Source organism: Geomonas sp. Red276 (genome assembly GCF_054784495.1).
Genome location: NZ_BLXW01000004.1, coordinates 18,974 through 32,688, shown reverse-complemented (window position 1 = coordinate 32,688; position 13,715 = coordinate 18,974). Strand labels below are relative to the sequence as shown.

General features: G+C 62.8%; 14 protein-coding genes. 7 read left to right on the top strand and 7 right to left on the bottom strand.

Features of this window, described 5'->3' with window-relative positions; genetic code table 11:
• Positions 1-6 precede the first annotated feature (6 nt).
• Complete coding sequence (locus tag ACYVL5_RS04325) at positions 7-1,884, bottom strand: FemAB family XrtA/PEP-CTERM system-associated protein (protein ID WP_460594330.1); 1,878 nt, start codon at positions 1,882-1,884, stop codon at positions 7-9.
• 474 nt (positions 1,885-2,358) lie between these two features.
• Here ACYVL5_RS04325 and ACYVL5_RS04320 point away from each other — a divergent pair, with 474 nt between their 5' ends.
• Positions 2,359-3,012, top strand: coding sequence for a response regulator transcription factor (locus ACYVL5_RS04320; protein ID WP_460594329.1), 654 nt, complete (start codon positions 2,359-2,361; stop codon positions 3,010-3,012).
• Positions 3,013-3,383: 371 nt separating this feature from the next.
• Positions 3,384-4,220 carry a hypothetical protein gene (locus ACYVL5_RS04315; protein ID WP_460594328.1) on the top strand — a complete coding sequence of 279 codons (837 nt, stop codon included), beginning with the start codon at positions 3,384-3,386 and terminating at the stop codon, positions 4,218-4,220.
• On the opposite strand, the gene ACYVL5_RS04310 is transcribed toward ACYVL5_RS04315, so the two are convergent.
• Genes ACYVL5_RS04310 through speD form a run of 5 tightly spaced genes read right to left on the bottom strand, consistent with a single transcriptional unit; the run spans position 4,175 to position 8,549 of the window.
• Positions 4,175-5,047 (bottom strand): DUF350 domain-containing protein, encoded by an 873-nt coding sequence (locus ACYVL5_RS04310; protein WP_460594327.1) that lies wholly within the window; start codon positions 5,045-5,047, stop codon positions 4,175-4,177. The two genes, ACYVL5_RS04315 and ACYVL5_RS04310, sit on opposite strands and share 46 nt — an antisense overlap.
• The gene (locus ACYVL5_RS04305; protein ID WP_460594326.1) at positions 5,044-6,153 is read right to left on the bottom strand and encodes a lipid II:glycine glycyltransferase FemX; all 1,110 of its coding nucleotides are present in this window, start codon (positions 6,151-6,153) and stop codon (positions 5,044-5,046) included. The genes ACYVL5_RS04310 and ACYVL5_RS04305 overlap by 4 nt, the downstream gene beginning before the upstream one ends.
• Complete coding sequence (locus ACYVL5_RS04300) at positions 6,120-7,535, bottom strand: spermine/spermidine synthase domain-containing protein (RefSeq protein WP_460594325.1); 1,416 nt, start codon at positions 7,533-7,535, stop codon at positions 6,120-6,122. Before ACYVL5_RS04300 ends, ACYVL5_RS04305 begins: the two co-directional genes overlap by 34 nt.
• Positions 7,532-8,179, bottom strand: coding sequence for a DUF4178 domain-containing protein (locus ACYVL5_RS04295; protein ID WP_460594324.1), 648 nt, complete (start codon positions 8,177-8,179; stop codon positions 7,532-7,534). Before ACYVL5_RS04295 ends, ACYVL5_RS04300 begins: the two co-directional genes overlap by 4 nt.
• Positions 8,169-8,549: an S-adenosylmethionine decarboxylase gene (gene speD, locus ACYVL5_RS04290; protein WP_460594323.1), complete on the bottom strand. Its 381-nt coding sequence runs from the start codon at positions 8,547-8,549 to the stop codon at positions 8,169-8,171. The genes ACYVL5_RS04295 and speD overlap by 11 nt, the downstream gene beginning before the upstream one ends.
• 191 nt (positions 8,550-8,740) lie before the next feature.
• Here speD and ACYVL5_RS04285 point away from each other — a divergent pair, with 191 nt between their 5' ends.
• The 5 genes from ACYVL5_RS04285 to ACYVL5_RS04265 all read left to right on the top strand — a co-directional run bounded on the left by ACYVL5_RS04285 (position 8,741) and on the right by ACYVL5_RS04265 (position 11,797).
• Positions 8,741-9,151 (top strand): four-helix bundle copper-binding protein, encoded by a 411-nt coding sequence (locus tag ACYVL5_RS04285; RefSeq protein WP_460594322.1) that lies wholly within the window; start codon positions 8,741-8,743, stop codon positions 9,149-9,151.
• 141 nt (positions 9,152-9,292) lie between these two features.
• Positions 9,293-9,469 (top strand): type II toxin-antitoxin system HicA family toxin, encoded by a 177-nt coding sequence (locus ACYVL5_RS04280; protein WP_460594321.1) that lies wholly within the window; start codon positions 9,293-9,295, stop codon positions 9,467-9,469.
• Positions 9,470-9,482: 13 nt separating this feature from the next.
• Entirely contained in the window at positions 9,483-9,899 is a 417-nt protein-coding gene (locus tag ACYVL5_RS04275) for a type II toxin-antitoxin system HicB family antitoxin (RefSeq protein WP_460594320.1), read from the top strand.
• A gap of 56 nt (positions 9,900-9,955) precedes the next feature.
• On the top strand, positions 9,956-11,149 hold the full coding sequence (locus ACYVL5_RS04270; RefSeq protein WP_460594319.1) for a cation:proton antiporter: 1,194 nt from the start codon (positions 9,956-9,958) through the stop codon (positions 11,147-11,149).
• A 447-nt stretch (positions 11,150-11,596) separates the two neighbouring features.
• Positions 11,597-11,797 (top strand): hypothetical protein, encoded by a 201-nt coding sequence (locus tag ACYVL5_RS04265; RefSeq protein ID WP_460594318.1) that lies wholly within the window; start codon positions 11,597-11,599, stop codon positions 11,795-11,797.
• 157 nt (positions 11,798-11,954) lie between these two features.
• Here ACYVL5_RS04265 and ACYVL5_RS04260 read toward each other — a convergent pair whose 3' ends face one another.
• Positions 11,955-13,577, bottom strand: coding sequence for an NADP-dependent glyceraldehyde-3-phosphate dehydrogenase (locus tag ACYVL5_RS04260; RefSeq protein ID WP_460594317.1), 1,623 nt, complete (start codon positions 13,575-13,577; stop codon positions 11,955-11,957).
• Between the last annotated feature and the right edge of the window lie 138 nt (positions 13,578-13,715).

The following is a 13,715-nucleotide window of genomic DNA, read 5'->3' as shown; positions in this document are numbered from 1 at the left end:
GATGCCTCACGGGATGTTGCGCACGATCGGCGGGCCGATGAGCCTGGTCAGCGCCACCGGCAGCCGCTGCCAGGCCTTGACGGCAAGGCGGTATTTCGGGTTCTGGGGGTTGAGGCCGGGAAGCTCCTCCCCTTGGTCGAAGAGGTACTGCCAGTACAGCTGCACCGGCTGGGCACCCCACTGCTTCTTGAAACGGTAGGTCCCCTCCCCCACGGTGGAGCGGCCGAAGTCGAAGGTCGCGTGCCCCTTCCCGATGGCGAAGCTGATCGCCTCCCAGTAGAGGAGGTTGTTCGGGCAAAGGGGCCGGGACTCCGCGAGCGAGGAGGCCCAGGGCATCTCGAGGTTGTCTCCGCTGCCGGTGGCGATCCCGGCGGCCACCGTCTTCCCCCCGCGGCGGACCACCATCACCCTGCTCCCCTCCGGGAGGGTGGCGACCACCTCCCGGAAGAGTCTCTTCGAGTAGACCGGCGTGCCGAGGTCGCGCATGTTATGGGCGAAAACCCGGTAGAAGTCGTCCAGCAGCTCGGCGCCTCCGATGGCACACCGAAGGCCGCTCTTCCCCGCCTTGCGGATCTGGTTGCGCACCTTGGGGTCGAGCCTTGCCCACTGCTCCTCCGCGGTGGCGGACAGGGGGAGGAGCATGGTGACCTTGCGGTCGTTGGTGGGGAGGCCGGGAAGGCTCCGGCCCAGGTGCCGGAGCTCGACGTAGCGGGCGCCCAGCGAGCGTCTCAGCTCGTCCGCCGCTTCCAGCAAGACCGCCCCGGCCTCGGGAGTGCGGCAGAGGAGCCCGCCGTAATTCACGAAAGGGAGGGAAACCAGGAAATTGCCGAAGAGAGCGCTCTTCATGTGGAAGAGAGGGAGCACGCCGTGCGGGGCGCCGGCGGAGTCGAGCGCCGCGAGGTAATGGGAGCGGTGGCCGAAGCTGTTGGCGATCACCCTCCGCCAGGCGTAACGGTGGTAGGCGGTCGCCTCGGGGCAACCGGCCACGAAGGAATCCCAGGCCGCCTCGTCAAGCTCGGAGCTGACGGTGAAGCTTTGGCCGGTCATATCCCGAGCACCGAGGCCATGGTGCCGAATCGGTGCGAGCCGAGGATGTGGGCGGAGCTTCGCCTCGGTCTTGGTGAGATTGAAATAGTGCCTGAGCCGGGACTTGAACCGGGCGGTGATGCGCGGCTGGTCCGGGTCGATCTCCCACGGGTGCACGTAGAGAACGACCGGCTTCCCCTCGACGGTGTTGATCCTCGATATCCCGTGCCCGATGAAGGCGGCGGGGATGAAGCGGAGATAGCCGCCGCCGGCGATGGGAAAGTTGCAGCGCCAGCCGGCGAGCTTCATCGACAGCGTGGTCAACGGGAACTCCCAGAGCTTTTTCCCTCTGCGTTCCAGGAGATGCGGAAAGCGCGGGGCGTCCGGCATCCCGTAGGTATCGTGGTAAATGGGAAAAATGCTGGAGTCGTAGCGGAATCCTTCTTCGATCAGGACGTCCAGCGCCCACAAGGATCGTTCGGTGATCGAATAGCTCGGTGCACGGTATCCCTTCACGGCGGCGCCGGCGATATCCTCGAGCACCCTCTTCGACCGGTGCACGTCGCGGCGGAAGCGCTGCTTTCCGATGGCGTGGATCAAGTCATGGCCGTAGCCGTGGCAGGCAATCTCGTGGCCCCGCCGCTGGATCTCCCGCACCAGGGAGCGGTGGCGCTCGGCGACCCAGCCGAGCACGAAGAAGGTGGCGTGGATCTCGTGGTCATCGAGGATGTCCAGCAACCGGCGGGTGTTTTCGGAAACCCGCGGCGGCATGTGATCCCAGTCTTCCTTGGTGAGGGCCCTCTCGAACGCGGTTACCTGGAAGTAGTCCTCAACATCGATAGTCAGGGCGTTCAACATGGTGGCTTCCTCCTGCCGGGAGCGGTTACCCACCGTTTACGGCTACGCCAGGAGCGGTTTCACTCTCGGTCTGATCGGCACCGCTGGCCGGTCGGCCTGGTGCTGGCGGCGCAGGGGACATGGAGGGGGCGCCTCGCCTGACCGGCACAAGAAAGGTAACAGAGAGAAGGGAGAAGACGTATTGCCCAAAGGTCCATTTAATATGGGCTACCGGGTATTAATACCGGGATGGACCCCGGCGGAGACGGTACCCTCGAGGGCTAAGGGGACGCTCTCCCCCCGGCGAAGGCGCCTTCTTTTTTCCGGGTTCGGGGCGGTGTAAGGGGAAGCAGGACGGGGAAGCTATTGATCTCGCGGAAAATAGAGGGTATTTGGGGGAGTGGTTTTTCATAAAATTTGCGGTAGTTAATAATAGGGGCGTATCCGTACCGTCGGCCCCTACCGGGGGCGAATGGCTGCAGCCATGGAGGGTCTATGAGCAGCAACGACCATAGCGACGGAGAACAGCTCAGTATCTTCATCAACCTTGCCAGTCAGCTCCTTTGCAAAGGCCTGCAGACTCTGCTGGATAGCGAGTGGGAAAGTTACACGACCAGGATCGCTACCGACTTCGACGAGCTGACCGACTTCACCCCCGATGAGATCCTGGTTGATTCGACCACCCTGATCCCGACTTACCAGCAGCGCTGGCCGCAGGCGAAGGTGATCCTGATCGACACCGGTCTCACCGACCAGGACCTCATTTTCCTGTTGCTGAACAACCGCCTCGACGGGGTCATTTCTACGAGTACCGACGACTCTCTTTTCCGCAAAGCGCTGAGGGCGATACGCAAAGGCGAGATCTGGATCGACAACGGGAAACTGAAGGTCCTGATGAACCGCCTGACCGAGGACTCCTCCCGAGGGAGGGAGACCTTGAGCAAGAAGGAGCGGGACATCGTGCTCTGCATTGCCGAGGGTCTCAAGAACAAGGAGATCGCCGAACGCTTCCACATCAGCGAGCAGACGGTAAAGGCCCATGTAGGGCGCATCTTCAAGAAGGTGAACGTCTCCTCCCGCTCCCAGCTCGGCCCCCTCGCCCTCGCCCTCAGCCTCAAGCCCCCCTTTTCCAAGCCGCGATTGGGTTGAAAGCCGGTGCGGCCAGCCCCTCATCGCCCCCCGCCCCGGAGGTTTCGTCTCGTGAGCTCTCCAACAGTTAAACCGAGCCACGGGCCACGTCATCGAAAAGACGGTTGTCGGCAGACGGCCAGCCATGGTAAACAAACGTCATTTTCAGGGCGATAATGGTAGGGTGAGGAAATCGGGGAACGATTCAGGCAGGATTGGACAAAGGTCCTGGAGGAATATTAATGCGCAACGTAACCGTTAAGACAGGGACCACCGAGGAATTCTTTGATCGGGTACGCGAGACCTAATTGGACAGGCGTGACCGACTGGAAACCGGAGCGACCGGCCTTTTCGTCCCGCGTTGATGTGGACGGTCAAGGAGAGCTTGAACAATGAGATATCGTGGCTTTGCGGTGAGGACCGCTTCGATTTTGGCGCTGCTGTTGCTCGTGGTGTGGACTGCCGCACGCGGGGAGGAACGGGGGAAGGGGGTGGATAACGAACACGCCGCGGAGATCGTCGCCTCCGTGATCAAGGCCTACGGCGGGACCGAAGCGATCAGGAAGGTCGTCTCGGTGACGGCCAAGGGGCGGATTACCGATTTCGTGACCGCCAAGAGCGGAGAGTACGCCCGCTACTTCGAGCGCCCCGGGAAGCTGCGGATCGAGGTCATGCCCGAGCAGGGGGGAGAGGTCCGGATCCTCAACAAGGGGCATGGCTGGCAAGCCACCGCGAAGGGATTCGTTCCGGTGTCCGACCTCGAGCTCCAGTCCATGCTGTACCAGTACAGCTATCTAAATCTCCCCATGGCGCTCGTCAACGGAAGCTACCACGCCAAGTACGGCGGCAAACAGCTTTACCAGGGAAAGGAAACCCAGCTCCTGCTGGTCGAGCCGAAAGACGCCCCCACCATGGGGGTCCTCGTGGACGCGAAAACCAGCCTCATCGTCCGCATCGACGCGATTTTCCAGGTAGGCATGGGAGGAACCGGCAAGCTCTCCACCGAATACGCCGACTATCGCCCGGCCGCCGGAGTACAGTTCCCCTACAAGCTGACCACCTCCGCCGGTGGTCTCCGCCTGGCCGGGATCAGCCTGGACGACATCGCGGTAAACAAGAAGATTCCCCCCGAGCTGTTCACGCCCCCGGAGGGGCCGCCAGGTGAAGGGCCCCGGCGCGGAAATCAGCCAGCGAAGGCCAGCCCGATGAGAAAGGAAGCGGCAATGTAGCAGAAGGCCTCGATGAGGCCGGCCCCGGCGTTGGGTACCGCCTGCTCGGCGATCTCTCCCGAAAGGGTCACCCCCGGGACCAGGATCAGGTCGGCAAGCCACCTCACGAGCGCCATCAGCAGCAGGGAGAACAGCAGCGTCACGGCGTACTCCGGCAGCATATCCTGCCACCTCGAGAACTCCCCCTGAAACGAGATGCGCAGGATGTTCCCGATCCCGACCAGGAATCCCGCCAGGGCGATCCCGGCCGCGGTGTTGTTCCGGTTCCGGATCTCCCCGTTGACGTCGAAACGGGCCACCACCGGGTAGACCAGCGCCGCCCCCCAAAGCACCACCATCCCCGCCATCCAGCAGACCACCCCCGCCTCCCAGCTACCGGTATCGCCCGCCAAAGCCGAGCTCAACAGGAGGCCGTTGGCGACGTGGGTTCCCCCTTCGACGAAGCCCGCCCCGAGGTTGCGGTGATCGCAGATCTCCCGGAAACAGTCGCACCGCTTGAGGATCAGCCGGTCGCCGACCAAGGCTCCCAGCAGCATGAAGACGATGACGGCGACGGCGTGAGAGAAGAAATCCCGCAGGGCGTCCAATCCGGTCAGGGTGCTTGCCGTGGCGGCGCCGGAGAGGGCCAGCAGCACGCCGAGAAAAAAGCCGGACAAGGCCACGGCGGCGGCCACGTTGTCACGGACGAAGAGCTCCTCGTTCAAAGGGATGCGGCGGAACAGGAGCTGATAGAGTCGCTGGGCGAGCCAGAAGAAAAGGAGCCCCGATACCACCTGGACCAGGACGAGCGCGTACCTGCCGATGGGGGTGCCGAAAAATTCAGTCATGCCAGTTCTCCTGAAAGGTCGCGAAGGAGATTCACCATGGTGTCGGCGAGGATGCCGTAATAGTAGTGGTCGTGGGCGCCGTGATAGGCCACCGGCCGGCCGCCGAACTGCCTCTTGAAGCGGGAGAAGGGAAAGTACGAGTGACGCGGGTCGTCGGAATAGCCGTAGAAGTCGTAGAGCCGGCACCCGCGCGCCTTGGCGTTGAGCATCGCCTCCCAATGGAGCAGATAGGGAGCCATCGCCTGGCGCTGCTCGAACGAGCGTCCCCCGTACAGGTAGGTCGCCCTCCCCGCCCAGTAGACCACCAGGATGGCGGCCAGCGTCTCTCCTTCGAGCGTGGCGAAGCCGAGCTCGGCCCGCCCGGCGGCAAAGAGGGTCTGGCAGAGGTTGATGAAGTGGGCGTAGGGCTCGCCGAAGAACCGCTTGCGGCGCGCGGTCTCCTCGAAAATCCGGTAAAAGAGCGGGATGTCCCGGTCCTCGGCAGAGAAGCGGACCTGCACGCCGTGGCGCCCAGCCACCCGCACGTTGTAGCGCCCCTTGGGTTTCATCCCGGCCGATAGTGCCGCCTCCTCTTGCTCCAGATCGACCACCCAGCTCTCGCAGGGGAGGATGTCGGCCGGTGACCGGACAAAGCCCAGCTCGTCCAACAGCCGGGGGAGCGGCATCCGGTGCCGGCCGGTGACCGGAACCGCCGGTTCGATCCGCAGCGATGCCACCCCGAGTTGCCCGGCAAGATCCCCGCAGAAACGGGTCAAAAGCCGCAAGCCCGCGGCATACTGCCCGGGGGGAAGCAAAGGGCCGCCCGGAGCGGCCAAGAGCGAAGGCCCGCGGCTGTCGGGATAGCAGTACAAAACCAAGCCGCCGATCAGCTCGCCGTCCTTTCGCACCCCGGCAAAGAAGACGCGGTACCCTTCCCGCTCCTTGAAGCGTCCCCAGGAGGCGGACTGCATGAAGCAGGAGTCGGGTATCGCCTCGGCAAGGTGATCCCACCCTTCGATCTCTTCGGGGGAAAGGAGGGAAACGGAGTAGCCCCCCTCGACCAACGGATGTGCGGAAGCCTTCGCCCCTTCCATCATTTGGACCTGTTGTAAAGGTTGATCAGCCACGCGATCCCGCCTCCGGAAGCCACCGTCCCCCAGAAGGTCAGGTCGTCGGAGTCCGATGAGCCCCCCCCGCTTCCCCCCTTGGCAAAGACGGCGTCGGGATGGGAAAGGTTCATGGTGAGAAGGGTGGCGACGACCAGCCAAAGGATGTTCTGCAGCCGGGGCGGAAGCTCCCTGGGGAGGGTCCCGCACTGCAGGGCGGCGGCCAGTTTGCGCAGGTCGTCCACGATGCCGGCGGGGAGCGACTTGGCCCTCTTCAGCATCTGGCGCACGAGCTCGGCAAGATCGATCCCCCGGACGGCGTCGGGGAGGGATGCCCCCCAGGAGTTGGTCATCTCGGTAGTGTGGTAGGGGTGGCGAACCGGGAAGAGGTTCTGGCCACCTGCGCCCCCTCCCTCCCCTTTGGAGAGCTCCAGCCAGGTCCGGGCGAGGTGCGGCAGCGACCCCAGGGAAAGCTCGGGACGAAGGGAATTCCAGCGGTCGGGGTCGGTGTAGAACTCGACCGTGTCGCGCGGAGGCCCCGAGAAACAGCCGCGCAAGGCCTCGTCGCGTTCCGAGTTCCAGAGATAGTGACAAAGGCTCGGGATGCTCCGGGTATGACAGGTCACACTCTCGCGCACCTCGGCATGGCTGCGGGGAAAACAGCAGGCGGCGAGGAAGTCGTGGGTACGGAAGCTGACGGTGGGAACGGCGGGATCGATGCGTCTCGCCTCCAGCGCGGTAAGCGGTTCGGCAGAGGCGAGGAAGAAGCCCCACCGTCCGTATCCCGCCAGGCTGAAGGAGGGGATGTCCCGGTGCAGGGGAAACGACCCGAGCCCCGCCGCCAGGATCGATTGGTGGATGCACCAGAAGGCCTCGGGCGAGTTTTCAGGGGAGGTCGCGTTGGTGGCCACGATCCCTCCCGGCACCAGGATCCGCCTAAGCGCCTCGAACCATTCCACGCTGTAGACCGCGGCGTCTTCCTCGCAGCGGGGATGGGTGAAGTCGCATATTACCAGGTGGTAGAAGCCGTCGGCGACCCGCTCCACGAAAGAGAGCGCGTCCTCCTGGTGGACGGAGAGCAGAGGCGACGAAAAGGAGTCTTTGTTGAAAGGGGCGAAAATGGTGCGGCCGAGGTTGACCACCTCCGGGTTGTAATCGACCAGGTCGATGCGCGCCACCTCGGGGAAGCGGAGCACGTCGCGGGCCGCCAGGCCGTCCCCTCCCCCGCAGATGAGCACACGCAGGCGCTCGGGTGCGTGACGGCGGCGCGCAAGATCGGCGGCGGGGATGACGAGGTATTCGTGGTAGACGGCTTCGTCGGAGCTGTCGAACTGGAGGTCGCCGTCGAGATAGAAGGCGATGCGATCGTTATTCTGCTCCACAAAGAGGGATGGCTTTCTCATGGCCTGGAGATCCCCGCAAAGAACATCATCAACCCGAAAATGGTCAAGGCAAGCGCGCAGATCCACTCGGCGGCGCTCGGTTTGCTCTGTCCGAAGAAGCGGTCGGGTACATCCTTCGCCCCGCCCCTTTTGAGGGTGATCACCGACTCCGGCCGGATGGTGCGGGCCTGATACACCAGCAGATTGCCGTCGTCCCAAAACTCGAGGGCGAGGTTCCGGGAGTGGGTCTTGTCCCAGTACTCCCAGGTGGATCGGTGCCGGGTCTCCCCTTCCGAGGTGAAGGTCCCGCTTGAGCTGCTTTCGAAGAGGAAGGTCGTGCCGTTGACGGTCAGGGCGGGATAGGGAGTCGCGTGAGAGGAGAACGTTTCCTGGAGCTTGCCGAAGACGTTTCCCCCGGTGTCGGGACGGATCAGTTTGGGGGAAGGGAGCCTCTCGCTGAGATACCAGATCGGGCCGGCCGGGTGCGCGGGGTCGTGTTCGACCATCAGGTAGTACTCGCCCTTGCGGGAAGACTGGACCCGCCACTCCACGGTCCGGTAGCCCGAGGGGTCCTGGAACAGGTTCAACTCCCGGACCGCCCATTGCACGCCGGAGAGGATGAAGCTGTCTCCCACCGCCAGTTGTTCGAGTTGGTTACTGTCCATGATCGGGTCCTTGATCGGGGGGAAGGAGCCCCCTCCCCCGCTCCACTTCCCGGATGGCGAACTTTTCCGCTCCGAGAGCCGAGGTCAGGCGAAGAAGGGCCTGCTTCGGGTTGCCGCTTCCGCAGAAAAAGAAGTCGGCGGCGAAGTACCCCTCCTCGGGCCAGGTGTGGAGTGCTATGTGGGACTCGGCGAGGGTGGCGGTGGCGGTAACGCCGATCGGGCTGAAGCGGTGAACGCAGAGCTCGATCAGGGTCGCCCCGGCCGCGTCGACCGCCTCCAAAAGGGCGGAGCGGATGGCCTCCGCGTCGTTGAGGAGATCCGCAGGGGCCAGCCAGCCGTCGACGATGAAGTGGGTCCCGAATCGTTTCATGACCGGAATCTCTACCATCTTTTAATAAGTGCCGTCAACGGCAATTCGGCGCTGACGGCACGCTCTTCCCCACTCCGCCTTCTTCCACAGCAGGGAAGGTATGAGCGTGGGGCACAGCACCGTTTTCCCGGTGGACATCGACGAAACGGTTGCTAAGGTTTGTGGTATCCCAACCACATAAAGGAGAATTCATGAAAACTCAGGAGATGCTAACCACCCATCCGGTCAAACCGAAAATGGAACAGAGGGAATTGATCGCCTGCATCGAGGCCTGCCTCGCGTGCGCTGACGCCTGCACGCTCTGCGCGGACGCCTGCCTTTCCGAGAAGAATCTCCCCGCCCTTACCAAGTGTATCCGCAGCAACCTCGATTGCGCCGACATCTGCCAGGCCACCGCGAAGCTTTTGGCGAGGCACCGGGATATGAACGTGCAGCTTTTGAGGGCCCAGTTGCAGACCACGGTGCTGGCGGCGGGGATCTGCGCGGACCAATGCGAGCCGCATGGCGAGATGCACCAGCACTGCCGTATCTGCGCCTCGGTATGCCGCAACTGCGTCGGCTCCTGCCAGCGCGTCCTTAGCGGCCTTCCCAAGAACGCCTAGCCGCCGAAAGATGAGTCCTCCTCTGCGATAGGGAAGGACTCGCCCACCTCCCCCTTATGTCAACACTCCTTAGCCCTCAACATATAAACAGATATGTTTATCAAGCCGTTGACCGAATAAACATATCTGTATATACTCCTCATGAACAGTAAAGAGTTCAAACGTTGGTTAGAGAAGCAAGGTTGCAGCTTTGGGGCGGCCAAAGGAAGCCATTTGAAGGTCTACCTGGGCGACCGCTTCTCGATCCTTCCGATGCACAACGCCGACCTGAAGAAAGGACTGGTCGAAGCCATCAAGAAACAGTTAGGCCTGAAATAGGAGATTGAGACTTATGCTTGCCTACCCCGTTGAACTTGAACCTGCCGAAGAAGGAGGATTCGTGGTCACCTTCCCCGATATCCCCGAAGCTATTACTCAGGGGGAAGACCGGGATGATGCCCTGGCATGGGGCCAGGAAGCGCTGGGAGCCGCCCTGGAGGTGTACGTCGATAAGCGAATCCCAGTCCCCTACCCTTCGCGTCCGGAGGGACGACCTGTCATCGTACTGCCGGTTGTCGAGGCCGGAAAGATAATCCTGCACAACACTCTCATAGAGAGCGGCAAGAAAAAGGCCGACCTGGCACGGATGCTGAACATCGCTCCCACGCTCGTCGACCGGTTACTTTCTCTCCACCACAAGAGCAGGATCGAACAGATCGAGACTGCGCTTGCCGCCTTGGGAAAGCGCCTCGTCGTCGATGTTCTGTAAACCCTTGGTAACTGTTCATCCATTGTGATATACCTCTGGTCACCATGCATCCCACAATGACCCTTGAGCAGATCGAATACTTGCTGATGGTGGCCGCCATCGTCGCCATCGCCGCCCGCAGGCTGCGCCTCCCTTACGTCGAGGGACTGGTGGTGGCAGGCATCGTCACCGCCTTTCTCCCCTTCACCCTCGAAGTGCCGCTCACCAAGGAATTTCTCTATTCCGCCATCCTCCCTCCGCTGATCTTCGAGGCATCGCTGTACATCAGGTGGAAGGAACTCCGTCCCGACCTCCCCCTCCTCCTCGTGCTGGTGACCATCGGGCTGGCCTTTTCAGCGGCGGTGACCGCAGCCGGCATGCACTTCGTGGCCGGCTGGGAATGGGCCGGCGCCATCCTCTTCGGCACCCTCATCGCGGCCACCGATCCGGTCTCCGTGATAGCGATCTTCAAGGAGAGCGGGTTTCACGGGCGGCTGCGGCTGCTCGTCGAGGCGGAGAGCATCTTCAACGATGCCACCGCTGCCGTTGCCTTCAGCGTAGCGCTCGCCGTCGCCACCGGCGGGGAATGGCACGGCCCCGACGTGGTCTGGGTTTTCATGACCATGGTGGTGGGCGGACTTTTCTGCGGGGCCCTGGTCGCAGGCGGGCTCATGCTGATGGCGGGGCGCTCGGGCGATCACCTGGTGGAGATCGCCCTGACCGTCACCGCGGCCTACGGATCCTTCCTTTTGGCCGAACACTTCCACCTATCCGGCGTCCTGGCCACCATGACCGCGGGGATCGTCATCGGCAATGCCGCCCCCCTGAGGCCCGTCTTGGAGAAAGGGAGGGAGGCGGTCGAGTCGTTCTGGGAGGCGGTGGCTTTTCTCGTCAACTCGCTGGTCTTCGTCCTGATCGGGATGCAGTTGGCCAACCAGAACTTCCTGGGAGCCGTCGTCCCCATCGCCGCCGCCATCGTACTGGTCACCATCGGCCGGGCAGCCGCCATCTACCCCTGCTGTGCCGTGATGGGGAGATACTTTCCGCCCGTGCGGATGGGCCACCAGCACGTCCTTTTCTGGGGAGGGTTCAGGGGAGCACTGGGGCTCGCCCTGGCGTTGGGACTTCCGGCCACCGTGCCGCAACGGACCCAGATCGTCACCGTCGCCTTCGCGGTGGTAGCCTTTTCGGTATTCGTCCAGGGGCTCAGCATGGCCCCGCTGCTTCGCCGCATGGGAGCCGTGCAACACCGGCATCCCGGCCGCCGCTGAGCCCCCGCACCATCCCCCCGCCCCCCATCGCCGCCTCAGGGGAAGTCGTGGAGTAATCGAATCCACGCCCTCCGGCCTCCCGCGGTCCCGCACGACCGGCAAAATTCCCCATTTAAAAGCTGAACCGGGCATCCCCTCCGTATTGCGGCGCCCCTTCGTACGCCTGCTGGATTTGAGTTAATGGAATGGCACTGCCTAATTCGACCTGCACGGAGCTGACTCGGACGGTATCAGGTGGCGCTTGTCAACGCACATGAAAGGCAAAGTCCAGGCGCCGCCACGTGACTTACTGAATCCCGAAGGTCAAGGGGCTTCTCGCGGTCGGCTACCTGATGACAACCGCACTGGTTGGGGGAATGGGAGTAAAATAGAGGGAGACCGGTAGTAGACCTGCCGGGTAATCCACTCAAGAGACACACGCCTCTGAGACAGACAAGGGGTTTGGATATGAGAAAGGGAATTGAAAAAGAGTGGGAAGGTTTTGGCAAGATGACGGGAACCGATATGACACCGGGACGGGCGCCCGCCGAGGGGCCCGACATGGATATAGCGACACCTACTCATGAGCGGTGGGAACAGGGGACTCCGTTTAGGGGGCCCGCCGAGGGGGATGACTTCGGCCCCGAGAAGGAGAGGAAACAGAAGTGAATCTAAATCCAATAGTACGCGGATGACGCGGATTGAGCGGATTCACTCGGATAAATCTTTTAGGGTTACCCCTGAACCTTTTAATTCGTGATCTTGTCCTGATCTTGAATTATCCGCCTTTATCGGTTAAATCCGTGTCATCCGTGTTCCAATGCCTTTAAAGGATGAAGTCAGTCGTCAGGAAGTGCGATTTCCGTTCGCGGACGATGTCGTTGATGATGTCGCGGTTGAGCTCGGTTTCGCGGGCGGCCACCACGATGCGGATGGAGAAGACCCGCAGGGCATCGGCGACGGACTGGGTCCCCTCGGCGGAGTTCTTCCGTCCGTTGAAGGGGAAACTGTCGGGACTGCGCTGACACTGGCTGTTGATGTTGATGCGGCAGACCTGGTTCACCAGGGCGTCCACCAGCCGTGCTATGAGGTTGCGGTCCTTGCCGAAGATGCTGGCCTGCTGACCGTAGGGCGATGATACGACGTAGTCGATCACCTCCGAGAGGTCGTCGTACGGCACCACCGGCACCATCGGTCCGAACTGCTCCTCGTGGTACACCCTCATCGAAGAGGTCACCGGGAAAAGGAGCGCGGGGTAGACGAGCGACCCGGCGGCGGCTCCTCCTCCCGGGTTGGCGACCCGCGCCCCCTTGGCCTGGGCATCATCGATCAGCCCCTTGAGATAGGCGGGCTTTTCCGGCTCCGGCAACGGGGTCACCGTAACCCCCTCCTCCCACGGCATCCCGCAGGCGAGTTCGGAGATTGCCTCGGACATGCCGGCCACCAGCTTGTCCGCCAGCGAGCGCGGCGCAAAGATCATCTTGAGCGCGGTGCACCGCTGCCCGTTGAAGGTCAGGCTTCCTCTCACGCATTCATTCACCGTCAGCTCCAAATCGGCATCGGGCAGGATGATGGCGGGATTCTTCGCGTCTAGCCCCAGCACGCAGCGGAGCCTGTGGGGGCGCGGATGGATGGCCCGCAGGGCATCGGCCACCTTGTGGGTGCCGATAAAGCCGAGCACGTCCACCTTCCCCGATGCCATCAGCGGCGGCACCACGGTGTCCCCGTCCCCGTAGACGGTGTTGACCACCCCCGGGGGGAAGCAGTCGCGAAAGGCCTTCAGCAGCGGCTGGAATACCAGGATCCCGAAGCGGGGCGGTTTGAGCAGGATGGTGTTCCCCATCACCAGCGCCGGGATCATGGTGGTGAAGGTCTCGTAGAGGGGGAAGTTGTAGGGCCCCATGCAGAGGACCACACCGAGGGGTGCACGCCGGATCTGGCCGATGATCCCCTGCTGGATGACGAACCGGGATGACTGGCGGTCGAGCTCCTTCAAGGCCTCCAGCGTATCGCGCACGTAGGCGAGCGCGCGGTCGAACTCGGCGCAGGCCTCCTTCACCGACTTGCCGATCTCCCACATCAAGAGCCTGACCACCTCGTCCTTGGCCTTGGCCACCTCGCCGTAAAAACATTGCACGGCATGAATACGCTCGCCCACCGTCATGGTCGGCCACTTGCCGCGCCCGTTGTGGTAGGCGCCGACGGCGGCGGAGAGCGCTTCGAGGGCGGCAGTCTGGTCGAGCAAGGGTGCCTCCCCCGCCAGCAGCGGCTTCGCATCTCCCTCCCCTTCCCGCACCTGCACGGGGGAGTTGATCGGCTGCATGGGGCCCGGCCAATGGCGAAGCTCGCCGTCGATCAGGAAGTAATCCTGGCGAAGGGGAGCTTCAAGACGGTACGGGGTAGGGATCTCTTCAAGGGTGGGAAACAGAGTCTTCAATTCGTTGGTCATCACGAGCTCTCGCTGTTCAATCAAATTCACAACGGCGGGGATCAGGTCCCCTTTCCTTAGGCAAGGATCGTAGTTCCCTTTCCTTCGGCAAGGATATCAGGTCCCCTCTCCTTCAAGGAGATGGACAGGGAGAGGATG